We start from the raw sequence: 13,597 nt of genomic DNA, 5'->3' as shown, positions 1-13,597 counted from the left end.
GCGGTGCCTACCTGAAGAAGTCCGCTGGGGGCGGCTCTTCAGAGGGGGTAGATCGGAACACCGAAGGCGGTTCCGCCAGACGCCGCAAGGCAGCATGCCGTTGGCGGGGATGATTTGGCGGAAGCATTACGCGTTTCGCCCTTGTTCGATGTAGCGGTGAATAGTGGAGTGGGGCCAGTCAGCGGCGTTTGTAACGTAGCCGTGTTTGACGGGATTGTAGTGAACATAGTCGATGTGATTGTTCAGATCGCGTTCGTCGCGGATCGTATGTTCCCAGAAGCGGCGTTGCCAGATGCCACGCTCGTTTTTGGATTCCCGCGAGGCATTGATGTGTTCAGTTTTCGGCAAGCTGCGTGAAAACAGCAATTTGATGAGGCGCCAGCGCTCCGGATAATTCGTGTCGCCCGGTGGGAGTATCCAGATGCAATGCAGGTGATCCGGCATTACCACCCAAGCCACGATTTCAAACGGATGTGCGGCGCGTACCGTGCGCACAGCATTGCGCAGCGCATCGACATGCCGTACCAGCAAATCACGGTCACGTTCCAGCAAATTTACCGTGAAGAAAAATGTTCCACCCGGCAGGAAGTTGCGACGGTAGTTCGGCATGCCAGAATCATGGCATGGCGCGATGAAGACAACAACAGACCGAAGTTATCGCGTCCGCAAAGCGGCGGTTGGTTCGGGTTCGGAGGGTGGGTTCCGGAGGTAGGGTGGGTTCGGAGCGAAGCGACAACCCACCGCGATTCCCCCAGAGAAGCCATCTCACGCGTTCGTCAGGTTTGGTAGGCTTTGTAGCAGCCAAGCGGTGGGCCGCGTGAACGAAGATTGGCGGGGATTGCACCAGCAGCGGTGGGTTGCTTCGCGAACCCACCCTACGCGTTGGCGTTGGCTCGGAGGTAGGGTGGGTTCGGAGCAAAGCGACAACCCACCGCGATCACCAAGGGAACCCACCTTACGCGTTACCGGGTTTGGTCATGGAAGCCGAATGGAAAGACCCGAGTTTGGGCCGGGCGGTAAGCCAAGGGCTGGCTCGACACCAACAGATGATCGCAAATCATTAAGCAGGGCTTCGGGAGCAAAGGCACGACCCACCATGGCTTCTGACTCCGAACGAGGATGTTCTGAGTGACGTGCCCGATAGGCAACTATGTTTGGATTGCCTTCTTGTATTGCTCGAAGGCAAAGACCGCGAGCATAAAAGCGATTGAACTCACCTTCGGCAAGGGTTTCATGAGCATTGACCGGGACTTGGACAGGTGTTGTGCCTCCTTTTGGGTTTCGCCGTTCTTCGCGTGTCTTTAGAAGGTTGCGATTTCTAATTTCTGCCGAGAGCCACGCATCATCGTGAGTAGTGATGGCCTCTTCAATGAGAGCGGGCCAAGCTCTCACACCTTGATCATTAAGGCGTGGGCTAACGTAAAGATTGCCTCTTGCTTGATCAATGGCCAATTCTGCTGCCATGTGAGTACGTGTTTTTGAGTCAAGATTTTTGTATGCGAGGCTCATTGTTTTTCCTTGGACGTCTAACGTATTGCCAAAAGCAGATATTGCATCTATTGCAGGGCGCACTTGGGGTTTCCACGCCGTACGCGGAAATAACCAACCGTGGTTACTTTTTACGTTGAGCGAGAGCTGAGCCCGCCGCGCTTTTCGACGCGGCACTGGTTCGTCCATCGCTCAGAACTTTAGAGGCGGCGGAGGCCGCTTTGGCCGAAGTGGTCTTTGTTGGAGATACCTGCGACAGCGCGCTTCCCGCTGCGGTTTTTGATGATTTTCCCGTACTTGTCGAAGTCAGGACGCTTGACGACTTGCTTGCTACGGGCTTGCCTGTAACTCTTGTTGCCATGGCCATAACTCCTTTGGTAGTAAAAATCTAGCAGATACAAAAAAGGCAGCCAGAGCTGCCTTTTTCATTCATCAAATCACCCGCAAGTCCCCACCGCCCCACAAGCCGTGCAGAAGTCACACCCATCCTTCCTGATCATGGTGTGGTTGCCGCACTCCGGGCAGGCTGAGCCTTGCATGACTTTGGGCTCGTCCTTTTCGCGCGGGGTTTCGAGGATGCCCATTTCGCGCATGGGGTAGCCGTTTTCGTCCAGCACGCCGAGCATGGCGTAGCGGTGGATGATCAGGCGGGCCATGTAGGCGATGGTGCTGGGCCAGTTTTGCTGACGACGCGTGCCGGGTACGAAGGCCATGAAGTCACCCAGGGGTTCCGGGTAGTTCAGGAGTTTGCGTAGTTTCATGCCGATCCAGGCCGGATCGACGACGCGCATGTCGAGCGAGAGCAGGCGGGCCAGACCGTCCAGGGCGCGCGGGTAGTTGCCGGAGAGCCACATGGAGTAAGGGCGGGTTTGGGAATGACCCCCGGGGCCGTCCGGCAGGGTGATTTCCTTGAGGCCCAGGACGAAGTCTTCGGAGGTGGCCGGGTTCTGGATGTCGACCGTCCAGGACAGGGTGCCGTCGGCGCCGGTCTTGGGTTCGGTGACGCTGAACACGGCGTCGCGTACGGGGGTTTCACCTTCCAGTTCAAACGCGCCGAGGGTTTCGCAGCGGTAGCGGATGATCTGGGCGAAGGCGGCGACGACACCGGGCACGCGCTTGTGTTCGCCATGCGGTGGGAAGGGTAATTCGAAGGCGGCTTCACCGACGGTGTGGGCCAGCATGTCGAGCTTGAGCTTGAGCCAGGCGTGGTCGTTGGCGCGCATGTCCATCGACAGGGTCTTGGCGACGGCACCGAGGCCGCGCGGCTGGTCGGCACCATTCACCCAGACTTCGAAGGGGAAGTTGCCACGGATGGAATCGCCGTTGGCATCGCTGCTGCTATCTGTCTGGCCGACGAAGATGGCGAACGAGCCTTGCGGGCTGTTGAGCATGTAGGTCCACGACAGGTTGCCGTTGGGCAGCTCGGGACGATTCGGCCAGCGCAGGCTGGAGAGTACGGGCGCGGGCAGATTGGGGATGGTCAGGCGGCGGTTGGCGTCGCTGACTTGCACGTCGTGCGGTTTTTTCTTGTCGTCGCCGCCCGGTGCGGTGCTGGGGCCGACGGAGAGGACGGAGCCGAGGATGCTGTTCGGGCGATAGGTGGCGAGCCCCTTGAGGCCGGCTTTCCAGGCGCTCATGTAGAGGTCTTCGAAGTGCTCGTAGGGATAGTCTTCCGGCACATTGACGGTCTTGGAAATGGCAGTGTCGATGCACGGGGCGACGGCGGCGACCATGTCCTTGTGCGCAGCGGCGGACAGTTCCAGCGCGGTGACGAAGTAGCTGGGCAACTTGCTGGTGTCGCCACCCAGATGCTTGTACAGACGCCATGCGTAGTCTTCGACGGCGTATTCCTTATGGGTGCCATCCACCATGCGTTTTTTGCGGGTGTAGGTCCAGGAGAAGGGCGGTTCGATGCCGTTGGAGGCGTTATCGGCGAAGGCCAGTGAAATCGTGCCGGTGGGGGCGATCGAGAGCAGGTGCGAATTGCGCAGGCCGTGCTTGCGGATCTGCTCTTTCACGTCACTCGGCAGACGCGAGGCGAAGTTGCCGCCGGATAGGTACATGTCGGCATTGAAGAGCGGGAAGGCGCCGCGTTCCTTGGCCATGTCGACCGAGGCGAGGTAGGACGCATCGCGCATCACTTCGCTGATCTTGGTGGCCATGGCGCGTGCTTCGTTGGTGTCGTAGCGCAGGCACAGCATGATCAGGGCGTCGCCCAGACCGGTGAAGCCGAGGCCGACGCGGCGCTTGTTCATGGCTTCGAGGTGTTGCTGCGGCAGCGGCCAGTGGGTCACGTCCAGCACATTGTCGAGCATGCGCGTGGAGGTGGCGACGACCTTGGCGAAACCGGCTTCGTCAAACTTGGCCTTCTTGGTGAAGGGGTTGGTGATGAAGCGGGTCAGGTTGATCGAGCCCAGGCAGCAGCAGCCATACGGCGGCAGCGGTTGTTCGGCGCAGGGGTTGGTGGCCTCGATGGTTTCGCAGTAGTAAAGGTTGTTGTCCTTGTTCATGCGATCCAGGAACAGGATGCCCGGCTCGGCGTGATCGTAGGTGGAGCGCATGACTTGCTCCCACAGATCACGGGCGCGCACCTTGCGATACACCCACTGGCCATCTTCGCGCTGATAGGCGCCGGCAGCCTTGAAGTCGGCGGCGGGTTCGGCCTTGTGAGCGAGTTCGACATCGCCGTCGACTTCCACGGCCTGCATGAAGGCATCACTGACGCCGACCGAGAGGTTGAAGTTGGATAGATCGCCGGAATCCTTGGCGTGGATGAAGGCTTCGATGTCCGGGTGGTCGCAGCGCAGCACGCCCATCTGGGCGCCACGGCGGGCGCCGGCGGATTCGACGGTCTCGCAGCTGCGGTCAAACACGCGCATGTAGCTGACGGGGCCGGAGGCGCGGCTCTGAGTGCCCTTCACATGGGCGCCGACCGGACGGATCGAGGAGAAGTCGTAACCCACGCCGCCACCGCGACGCATGGTTTCGGCGGCGTGCGACAGGGCGGTGTAAATGCCCGGGCGGCCGTCGACTTCTTCGGTGATGGAATCGCCCACCGGCTGCACGAAGCAGTTGATCAGGGTGGCGGCCAGCGAGGTGCCGGCAGCGGAGTTGATGCGCCCGCCGGGGATGAAGCCGGCTTCCTGGGCTTCGAAGAATCGCTCTTCCCAGAAGGCGCGTTTGTCTTCAGTTTCGATGGCTGCAAGCGCGCGGGCGACACGACGGCGCACGTCCGTAACAGAGGCTTCATTACCCTTGGCGTATTTTTCGAGCAGGATCTCGCCCGAAATCTCTTGCTCTGCGAGGGTGGAAATGGCCTCGTTGCGGATCTGTGTTTCCATCGTATTTAGCTCCCGTGGTGGTTTTTCTTACTCACAGTGTAGCGAAACCAGGTTCGGGACGCTGTGGCGAATTGATCGGCGGAGCTTACTACATCTAGTGTGTGCTCTTCAATAAAATACTAGATGTAGGGGGTTTGCCCCAAAGGGCAGGCGTGCGCAGTGGCTACTGGCGGGGCTTCGCAAGGGGGTTGCCCGGTGAGGCCCGCCGGGCGCGGCTTGGCAGGCAGGTGGGGGTGTAAAGCGTGTAGCAGGCTGCTTCAGCTGACGCCGAGCGAGGTCATGACCGATTCGAGCTGGGCTTCGCAATGTTCGGCGAAGACCGGCATCAGGGCCAGATCGACGCCGGCCAGATCTGGCGCGGCGTCGCACAGCAGCGGACAGGAGGCGCCTGCGCTTTCGCCGCGCTCCAGACATTCCGCCATGGAAATGGCCAGGTTCAGGCGGGCGGCTTCGGCGCTGTGTTCGCCGCCTTGTTCCGGCGTGAGCTGGCAGGCAATCACCGAGCCGATGCTGGCCGGTAGGTGCCAGGCGGCGCACAGGGCCGCGCCGACTTCGGTGAAGTCGCAGCCGACGATGCTGCGTTCCTGTTCGGCCTGGGCGAGGAGTCCATCCTGCGCGGTATCGAGCACGATGCCCATCAGATCCGGCACCGCGTGATACATCACAAGGTGGCCCATGTCCGAGAGCAGGCCGACAACGAAGGCGCGTTCGGCATCGCGTTCCCCAAGGCTGCGGGCGAACTGGCGGCACAGCAATGCCCGGCGGATGCTGCCGCGCCAGAAACGGCCCATGTCCATGCGATGTGGGCGAATGCCGCTGAAGGCTGCTGCCAGGGTGCTGGCGAGAACGATTTCGCCGACTTGATCCAGTCCGATCAGGCTGATCGCGCGCGACAGGGTTTCGATCTTGCGCGGGAATCCGTAGAAGGCGCTGTTGGCGATGCGCAACAAGGAACCGGTGATGGCGGGGTCGGCGGCGATCAGGTCGGACAGATCACCGATATCCAGATCCTGATCCAGCAGGGCCTCGCGGACTTTGTAATACAGGTTGGGCAGACTGGCCAGATGGTTCTGGCTGGCAACGAGTTCTTGTGCAAGGTGCATGAACGACCCTTCCCTGTGTGCCTGCGCGGGGGCCGGCAGGCTGTGTTTCAGCGGGGCATTATGGCCCGGAATGGGCGAGCTGGGTATGGGTCTGGCGCAAGAGGCTGCTCATGATCTTACTGCGAGGCCGTGATCAGAGCTCATGCGCTGCCCGGAATCCTCATGTATCAACATACATTCCGGTTCCTGCGCTGCTCTTCACTCTGCTGACGGCCTCTCGCTACAGATCGTGAACAGCCTCTAAGGAATCAGGCTTGGGTTTCCGGGCCGAGCGTGCGTTCAATGATCGAGATGCGATCCTTGACGATGAGTTTGCGTTTCTTGAGGCGGCGTACCGCCAGTTCGTCCTCGTCCGGGGCGAGGCACAGGCGGGAAATGGCGTCGTCGAGCTCGCGGTGCTCGGCCCTGAGACTATCCAGACGATGATTGAGATTCATCGCGTTTTCAAACATGTCGCTCATCGGTTTGCTCCTCGGGTATTTTTATTTTTGTAGTGAATTTTTTCTTGCTGCGACAGGCGCTTCAGACCGTACGGTAATCCAGAGCGTTGTTTGTAGCGTAGGAACTAAAGGGCACAGACACAACTCTTAACATCGGTGATTGGAGAAAGCGCACTGCGCGGCCGATATGAACACCAGAGGGTGGTGAAATTCCACCCCGGCAAGCCCCCGAAAAACCAATGTTCGAAGGAGGGTTACCATGCATATCGTACTCAACAATCCGGCGCTCTACGTTGTAGATTACCCTTCGGTCGGTGCCATTGAAGTCATCGACAAACGCAGGGCCCGTGGTGGTTTGCTGGCCGGCGCAACGGCACTGCGGTTTCGCCGCGAACTGGAAGATGTGATGAATCAGGGTGACGATGTGAATGAGTTTGATCTGTGCCTGGATGGTTACGATGGTCTGTTAACCCAGCCGGCCATTTATCAGTAGGCCCTCTGTTCGAGTTCGTTTCACCCCCCGGAAAGCCGCAGCCAGTCTGCGGCTTTCTGCTGTCGGGAAAGGAGTCAGGCGCAGGGCTCGCCGATGCGGATCGTCAGCGTGCCCAGGCTGTCGATCTCGCCGACCATTACGTCACCGGGCTGCACCGGGCCGACGCCGGCTGGCGTGCCGGTGAGGATCAGGTCGCCGGCTTGCAGGTCAAACAGGCGGGACAAGTGGGCGATGATTTGCGGCACGTTCCAGATCATCTGCTTGAGGTCGGAGTTCTGTTTTACCTCGCCATTCACGCTTAGCCGGATCAGGCCGGAGGCTGGATGGCCGACACTGCTGGCAGGGTGAATTGCGGCGCAAGGTGCGGAGTGGTCGAAGCCCTTGCCGACATCCCAGGGCGAGCCTTTGGCGCTGAGCTGTTTCTGCAGATCGCGCCGGGTCATGTCCAGCGCCACGGCGTAGCCGAAGACGTGGCTCAGTGCCTGATCTTCGGGGATGTTGTAGCCGCCCGACTGGAGGGCGACGGCCAGTTCCAGCTCGTAATGGAGGTTCTGGGTGACGCTGGCGTAAGGGATGCTTGCGCCGTCCTGCACGATGGCGTCGCGTGGCTTGGTGAAGAAGATCGGTGGTTCTTTCTCGTCGTTGCCCAGTTCGCGGATGTGTTCCAGATAGTTGCGGCCGACGCAGTAAATGCGGCGCACAGGGAAACGGGCGTCCGATCCGGCGACGGGCAGGGAGACGACAGCGGGGGCCGGGAAAACATAGCTAAGGCTGAACATTGCGGGCTCCACTTGAGGGATGGTGGGCGAATTATCGCCCGTGAATGCGCCGCACAGTGTGCTATCTGAAGACCCGCACCCAGCCTTGCTGTACAAGCAGGCATGCTGAAGAGGTCCGCTGGGTGAGGCTCTTCAGCAAGGCGCTCAGGCTGATTGCAACTCGTTCAGGCGCTTCCAGTAAGGATTGGCCTTGTCGCTGTCGCCACGCGCTTCGTAGAAGGCGCCGGCCTGGGTGGTGGCCTCTTCGCACAGACTGCGGTCGCGCTGCATGGCCAGTTCCAGATAGCGGATGGTGGTTTCGTCGTCGCGGGTGTGCAGGATGCGGGCGGCCGCCAGCGCAGCGCTGGCGGTGCCCTGTGGGTGGTCGGCGGCCTGGCGCAGCAGGGGCAGCGCTTCGTCGGTGCGTCCAAGGGTTTCGAGTGCCAGGGCGTAGTGACCCAGCTCGGTCGGGCTGAGCGTTTGCTGTTCGCGTTTTTCGAGGCGACGGGCTGTGTCCTGAGCGGTGGCGACGGTCTGGAAACGTTCGCGCCAGCGCACTTCGTTATGCTGCAGCCAGAGTCCGTCGAAGGCGTGTTGCAGCTCCGGCAGGCGGTCGCCGAGCAGCGCCTGGGCGGCGCTGTGGGTGGCATCCGGCGGCAGTTCGCAGGCAGTGTCGAGAGCCAGAATGCGCTCGCGCAGGCAGGGGTGGGTGTCGTCACTGAAAGTGTCGTGCTTGAGCTCTTCGCTCAGCCATTGCTCGGCTTGTTCTTCCCGCAGGCCCAGATTCAGGGCGGTGCGCATGGCGCTGTGCGGCAGGAAAGGCGGGGTGATGTGGCGATCGGCCCGGCTCCACAGGTCGCGCCAGAAGCAGTCTTCGATGAAGCGTCCACGCACGGTGATGGCAATCAGCGCGTCGGCGAGGGTGCGCGGCCCGACGATGGCGGCGGCGAGGCGGTCGGCCTCGTACTCATCCTGACGTGCAAGGACGAAGCTGTAGGCGTTGAAATAGGGGATATAGCTGCGCAGGAAGCGGGTCAGCAGCAACTGGGCAAAACCGTCACCTTCGCTGAAGGAGTCATGTACCTGCATCCACACGGTGCGGATGCGGTAGATCCAGGTGCCCAGTTTGCCGTGTCGGCCGGAGAGGTGACCGAATTCATGGGCCAGGATGGCGGCGAATTCCTTGCGCGACAAGGCTTGCAAAAAGGGCAGGCCGATGACCAGCACATTGCGATGCCAGCCCAGAATGCCCAGACGCGGGATCTGCAGGATCGAAGTGTTGAACACGTCGTTGATCATCACCTGATCAATTTTCGGCCCCTGTGCTTTGTTGCGGATCTTCTCGATCATGGCAAACAGTTTGGGCACGTCGGCTGCCGTCAGGATGCGCCCCTGCGGTTGCGGAATCCGCACCCACAAGGCCGGCACGAGAAACAGGGAGATCAGCCCGCTGAGCAAGCCAACCTTGGTGGCGCCGAAGAAATCTCCGTCGAGCAGCTGCCACAGCGCCCACAGCAGGCCGCTGAGCGCCAGGGCGGTGATCAGGAATACGTAGGCATAGCCGAGCGCGGCAAGCAGCACAACCTTTAGGCGATAGGCCTCAGGCGCGGCTTCACTTTCTCTTTCCAGGCGTGCAACCAGACGCTGGAGCTCCCTTTTGTTCATTGTTTGCGCTTACATGATTTGTTTGCAGTTAGTTCAGCAAGCCATGTGCCACGCCTGGTTTTTTACAGGAGTGTGACAAATTCCACGATTTTGGCGATTTTGATGAAAGACACTGCCGCGCCACGGGTCTTGGGTGACGTGGAACGTCACTTTGTCGGGGTGTCGCACTATCTGATTTTTCAAAAGTGCTCAAAGTTCGATGGCCGCAACCGGATCGATACGGTGGGCGATCTGTCGCTCAGTATCGATTCAGGTGGCAGCGGCTACTTTGGCGACATCATGTTGCAAGGACACAACAACGCCAGCGGAGTGAGTTACGACATCTATTGGGACAATCTGGCGGCGGTGCCGGCCGGCCGGGCGTCTGCCGCCTGCTGAGTGGCATGCTTGGAGAGCCACGCCTGGTAAGCTTCTTCAGGCGGGTATACTGCAGAAGCAATATGGGCGCGGCTCTTCAGGCATCAGTCCTTGAGCGCGACCTTGTTGCGGTTCAGCGGTGGATTTTTGGCGAAGTAGCGCTTGATGCCGCGCAGCATGGCGTCGGCCATCTTGTCCTGATAGGCATCGTCGGTCAGGCGCTTCTCTTCTTCCGGGTTGGAAATGAAGGCCGTCTCGACCAGCATTGAAGGGATGTCCGGCGCCTTGAGCACGGCGAAGCTGGCTTGCTCGACCGAGCCCTTGTGCAATTGATTGATGCCACCGAGTTCGCTGAGGACGGCCTTGGCGACTTTCATGCTGTCATTCAGCGTGGCCGTTTGCGACAGATCCAGCAGGGTCTTGGCCAGATGGCTGTCCTTGACGCCCAGATTCACGCCACCGATCAAGTCCGCCGAGTTTTCCTTGTTTGCCAGCCAGCGTGCGGCGGTGCTGGTGGCGCCGCGGTCCGAGAGGACGAAGACCGAGCTGCCACGCGCATCCGGGCGAATGAAGGCATCGGCGTGAATCGACACGAACAGGTCGGCCTGCACGCGGCGCGCCTTCTCTACGCGCTGGCCCAGCGGCACGAAGAAATCCGCGTCGCGCGTGAGCATGGCGCGCATGTTCGGCTCGGCATCGATCTTGGCCTTGAGGCGACGGCCGATCTCCAGCGTGACGGTCTTTTCGTAAGTGCCGCGTGCGCCGATTGCGCCGGGGTCCTCGCCGCCGTGGCCGGGATCCAGGGCGATGGTGATCAGCTGCAGGCTTGGCCTGGAGATCCGCGCCGGACGGTCATTTGCAGCAGGGGTGGCTGGAGAACGGGCACTGTCGCGGCTGATGCGGAAGGGGTTGTCTTCAGCCGCGCCAGGCTTGCCGCTGCCGATGACGGCATCTTCCGGCGAGCGTTTTTCGATCAGCGCCATCAGCGGATCGGCCTCGACGGTCGGATACAGATCCAGCACCAGACGGTGGCCGTAGCTGCCGGCCGGCGGTAGTGAAAATACCTGAGGGCTGATTTCGCTCTTCAGCTCGACGACCAGACGGACTACGCCGGGCCGGTTGCGGCCGGCACGGATCAGGCGGATGTAGGGGTCGGTCTCGGAGATTTTGTCCGGCAGGCTTTGCAGCATGCTGTCGAATTCCACGCCTTCCAGATCGATGACCAGACGCTCCGGATTCTTGACGATCTGGAAGTTGTACTTGAGTAAATCTGCGCCTTCCAGCGTGATCCGCGTGTAGTCGCGCGACGGCCAGACGCGCACGGCGAGGATGCGCGCGGCGCTCTGCGCCATGCCCACTGGCGTGACCAGCAGCGTCATCAGTGCACCGCCAGCCTTGAGCAGGCGCCGGCGTGACGGGTTCAGTGGGTGAATTGAGCGCGATTCAGACATTCATGACCTTTTGTACTGCGGGCTTCGAGGCGGGCGCGGCGGCCTTCACCTTCGACGCTCATGTGGATTTCCAGATCGGCTTGCGGCACATGCGGCAGCGCCTTGTCCGCCCACTCGACGAGGCAGACACCGTCGCCGCCAAAATACTCTTCCAGCCCGGCTTCCAGAAATTCATCAGGGTGGTTGAAACGGTAAAAATCAAAGTGGTAGAGCATGATTTTGCCGGGATTATAGATTTCCATCAGCGTGTAAGTCGGGCTTTTGACGCTGCCGGTGTGACCCAGCGCGCGTAGCAGGCCGCGCGTCAGGGTGGTCTTGCCCGCCCCCAGATCGCCCGTCAGCCAGATCACCAGACCCGGTGATAGCGCCGATGTGAGGGCCGCACCGAAGGCTTCGGTGGCCTGTTCGTCTTCAAGGAAGGTGGGCATCTCTAAAAACTCCGATTTCGTCGCAATACTGCGTTGCTCAAGAAAAATATCGTCTTGCATATCGAACATATGCGGCACCGAAATTTTTCTTTCGCGCCTTGTCTTGCTTTGAACTCGAAGCTTTTAGAGGCGCCCACCAAGTATGATCCGCGGCGTGACTCATTCCACTCATCCATCTATCGATCCCGCCACGCTCGCGCAGCAAATCCGCGCGTGGGGCAGTGATCTGGGTTTTTCCGCAGTCGGCTTCACTGGCATCGATCTCAGCTCGGCCGAGCAGGGCCTGCTCGACTGGCTGGCCGCCGGTTTTCACGGCGACATGGATTATATGGCGCGCCACGGCCTGAAACGCGCCCGGCCGGCAGAACTTGTGCCGGGCACCGTCAGCGTGATTTCCGTACGCATGGATTACTGGTCCGAGCCGGGTCTGGCCGAGGCCCGCGCCGTGCAGGCCGACGAGGCGCGCGCGGCGATTTCGCGTTACGCGCTGGGGCGTGATTATCACAAGCTGATACGCGCCCGCCTGCAGAAACTGGCCGAGCGCATCGGCGTAGCGGTCGGCGACTATGGCTATCGCGTTTTCACCGACTCCGCGCCGGTGCTGGAAGTGGAGTTGGCAACGCGTGCCGGCCTGGGCTGGCGCGGCAAACACACCTTGTTGCTGACGCGCGAAGCGGGCTCGCTGTTCTTTCTTGGCGAGATCTACGTTGATCTGGCGCTGCCTGAATCCGTTCGTCCTGAGCGTAGTGAAGCGAAGTCGAAGGGGCAGACGGGGCATTGCGGCTCGTGTTCAGCCTGCATTCCGGCCTGCCCGACGCAGGCTATCGTCGCTCCCTATCAGCTGGACGCGCGGCGTTGCATTTCTTATCTGACCATCGAACATGCCGGGGCCATTCCCGAAGACCTGCGGCCCCTGATCGGCAATCGCGTGTATGGCTGCGATGATTGCCAGCTGGCCTGTCCGTGGAATCGTTTCGCCCAACCCACGCAGGAGGCGGATTTTGCCGTGCGCAACGGTCTGGATCGCGCCACGCTGGTCGAGCTGTTTGCCTGGACGGAAGACGAGTTCAAGACGCGGCTGGCCGGCTCGGCGATCTATCGCATCGGGCATGAGCGCTGGCTGCGCAATCTGGCCGTGGGTCTGGGGAATGCGCCAAGCACACCGACAGTGATCGCCGCCCTGCAGGCGCGGGCCGAGGATGCGTCGGAGCTGGTTCGCGAGCATGTGGCCTGGGCGCTAGCCAGACACAGCAGCGCCGATCAATCCTCGCGTGCTTCGTAGGCGTCATTTTGGGCCGTTTCCAACAAGGTTTCGGCGTGTTGCCGGATGTCGGCTGGCCAAGCCGCCATGTGGGTAAGGACTGCCGCGAAATTGCCGGCAAAGAGTGCGCGGGTAGCCTCTTCGAAACCTTGCAGATTTCCGCTCATGGTGAGCATGAAGTAGTGGCAAACATCGCGGGAGGCACGGGCCCGGTCGCGTGCCCGACTGGCCCGGCTGGCCGTTTCCACCAGTTTGCGCAGTGCTACCGAGGCGCCGCCAGGCTGGCTGGCGAGCCAGTCCCAATGGCGTGGCAGCAGCGTGATTTCGCGTGCGACGACACCGAGTTTGGGGCGGCCCGGACCAGGTTTCTCGACCGCTGCAGCGGTGTCGCTAGTTGCCGAAGCGAGGCGCGCCAGGGACTCATCGAGTGTGCCGCGCAAATCGAGATCAACACAGTGACCAGTGGCATTGTCGAACACTTGATAGGCAAGATCGGGCTGAATGCCAAGTTCGGCCTTGAGCGCACGAACGATATCGGCAAGGGCGCCGGAGGCGAGCAGGCGTTGACCAGTAAACGCGGTGTAGGCGTGCATGATTTATCCGGGTAAAATTGAAGGCAAGTAATTAAACCCGGGTGTAAATGACTTGTCAAATTATATCCGGGTAAAATCAGCTGATGGAGGTGTTTCAGGGCCCATCTCCAAGAGCCGCACCTGGCGGGCTTCTCCAGCGTGCCCTGCTGGCTAGGCAGGGCGGGTGCGCTTCTTCAGGCAAGGCGCGCTAAAATCTCCCTACACTTTACTCTCCACTTA

The 13,597-nt window shown here is 60.9% G+C and carries 14 protein-coding genes; 4 read left to right on the top strand and 10 right to left on the bottom strand.

Translation table 11 applies throughout. The features are described 5' to 3' along the window. Positions 1-126 precede the first annotated feature (126 nt). Both ABXR19_RS09835 and ABXR19_RS09830 read right to left on the bottom strand, forming a co-directional pair. Positions 127-609 carry an REP-associated tyrosine transposase gene (locus ABXR19_RS09835; protein WP_354600952.1) on the bottom strand — a complete coding sequence of 161 codons (483 nt, stop codon included), beginning with the start codon at positions 607-609 and terminating at the stop codon, positions 127-129. A 366-nt stretch (positions 610-975) separates the two neighbouring features. After that, a complete protein-coding gene (locus ABXR19_RS09830; protein WP_354600951.1) occupies positions 976-1,677 on the bottom strand; it encodes a hypothetical protein in 702 nt (233 codons plus the stop codon). A gap of 32 nt (positions 1,678-1,709) precedes the next feature. On the opposite strand from ABXR19_RS09830, the gene ABXR19_RS09825 reads away from it, so the two are divergent. Beyond that, complete coding sequence (locus ABXR19_RS09825) at positions 1,710-1,880, top strand: hypothetical protein (RefSeq protein WP_354600950.1); 171 nt, start codon at positions 1,710-1,712, stop codon at positions 1,878-1,880. Between the two features lie 45 nt (positions 1,881-1,925). Here ABXR19_RS09825 and ABXR19_RS09820 read toward each other — a convergent pair whose 3' ends face one another. From ABXR19_RS09820 to ABXR19_RS09810, 3 genes are all read right to left on the bottom strand, one after another. Continuing rightward, on the bottom strand, positions 1,926-4,829 hold the full coding sequence (locus tag ABXR19_RS09820; protein ID WP_354600949.1) for an adenosylcobalamin-dependent ribonucleoside-diphosphate reductase: 2,904 nt from the start codon (positions 4,827-4,829) through the stop codon (positions 1,926-1,928). Between the two features lie 257 nt (positions 4,830-5,086). Further along, positions 5,087-5,932, bottom strand: a complete 846-nt coding sequence (locus ABXR19_RS09815; protein ID WP_354600948.1) for an HDOD domain-containing protein — start codon at positions 5,930-5,932, stop codon at positions 5,087-5,089. 248 nt (positions 5,933-6,180) lie between these two features. Beyond that, a complete protein-coding gene (locus ABXR19_RS09810) occupies positions 6,181-6,393 on the bottom strand; it encodes a YdcH family protein (RefSeq protein WP_354600947.1) in 213 nt (70 codons plus the stop codon). 238 nt (positions 6,394-6,631) lie between these two features. On the opposite strand from ABXR19_RS09810, the gene ABXR19_RS09805 reads away from it, so the two are divergent. Beyond that, on the top strand, positions 6,632-6,865 hold the full coding sequence (locus tag ABXR19_RS09805) for a DUF3567 family protein (RefSeq protein WP_354600946.1): 234 nt from the start codon (positions 6,632-6,634) through the stop codon (positions 6,863-6,865). A gap of 74 nt (positions 6,866-6,939) precedes the next feature. Here ABXR19_RS09805 and ABXR19_RS09800 read toward each other — a convergent pair whose 3' ends face one another. Together ABXR19_RS09800 and ABXR19_RS09795 are read right to left on the bottom strand one after the other, a co-directional pair. Beyond that, a complete protein-coding gene (locus tag ABXR19_RS09800) occupies positions 6,940-7,644 on the bottom strand; it encodes a fumarylacetoacetate hydrolase family protein (protein WP_354600945.1) in 705 nt (234 codons plus the stop codon). A 144-nt stretch (positions 7,645-7,788) separates the two neighbouring features. Then, positions 7,789-9,288, bottom strand: coding sequence for a M48 family metalloprotease (locus ABXR19_RS09795; protein WP_354600944.1), 1,500 nt, complete (start codon positions 9,286-9,288; stop codon positions 7,789-7,791). Positions 9,289-9,390: 102 nt separating this feature from the next. On the opposite strand from ABXR19_RS09795, the gene ABXR19_RS09790 reads away from it, so the two are divergent. After that, the gene (locus ABXR19_RS09790; protein ID WP_354600943.1) at positions 9,391-9,666 is read left to right on the top strand and encodes a hypothetical protein; all 276 of its coding nucleotides are present in this window, start codon (positions 9,391-9,393) and stop codon (positions 9,664-9,666) included. Between the two features lie 83 nt (positions 9,667-9,749). On the opposite strand, the gene ABXR19_RS09785 is transcribed toward ABXR19_RS09790, so the two are convergent. Together ABXR19_RS09785 and tsaE are read right to left on the bottom strand one after the other, a co-directional pair. After that, positions 9,750-11,096, bottom strand: a complete 1,347-nt coding sequence (locus tag ABXR19_RS09785; RefSeq protein WP_354600942.1) for an N-acetylmuramoyl-L-alanine amidase — start codon at positions 11,094-11,096, stop codon at positions 9,750-9,752. After that, entirely contained in the window at positions 11,066-11,524 is a 459-nt protein-coding gene (tsaE, locus tag ABXR19_RS09780; protein ID WP_354600941.1) for a tRNA (adenosine(37)-N6)-threonylcarbamoyltransferase complex ATPase subunit type 1 TsaE, read from the bottom strand. The genes ABXR19_RS09785 and tsaE overlap by 31 nt, the downstream gene beginning before the upstream one ends. A gap of 142 nt (positions 11,525-11,666) precedes the next feature. On the opposite strand from tsaE, the gene queG reads away from it, so the two are divergent. Beyond that, the gene (gene queG / locus ABXR19_RS09775; protein ID WP_435594315.1) at positions 11,667-12,806 is read left to right on the top strand and encodes a tRNA epoxyqueuosine(34) reductase QueG; all 1,140 of its coding nucleotides are present in this window, start codon (positions 11,667-11,669) and stop codon (positions 12,804-12,806) included. Here queG and ABXR19_RS09770 read toward each other — a convergent pair. Further along, positions 12,785-13,378: a DUF2239 family protein gene (locus tag ABXR19_RS09770; protein ID WP_354600939.1), complete on the bottom strand. Its 594-nt coding sequence runs from the start codon at positions 13,376-13,378 to the stop codon at positions 12,785-12,787. The two genes, queG and ABXR19_RS09770, sit on opposite strands and share 22 nt — an antisense overlap. Between the last annotated feature and the right edge of the window lie 219 nt (positions 13,379-13,597).

This window comes from Uliginosibacterium flavum (assembly GCF_040566545.1).
Lineage (GTDB): Bacteria > Pseudomonadota > Gammaproteobacteria > Burkholderiales > Rhodocyclaceae > Uliginosibacterium > Uliginosibacterium flavum.
This window is presented reverse-complemented; position numbering and strand designations above follow the sequence as displayed.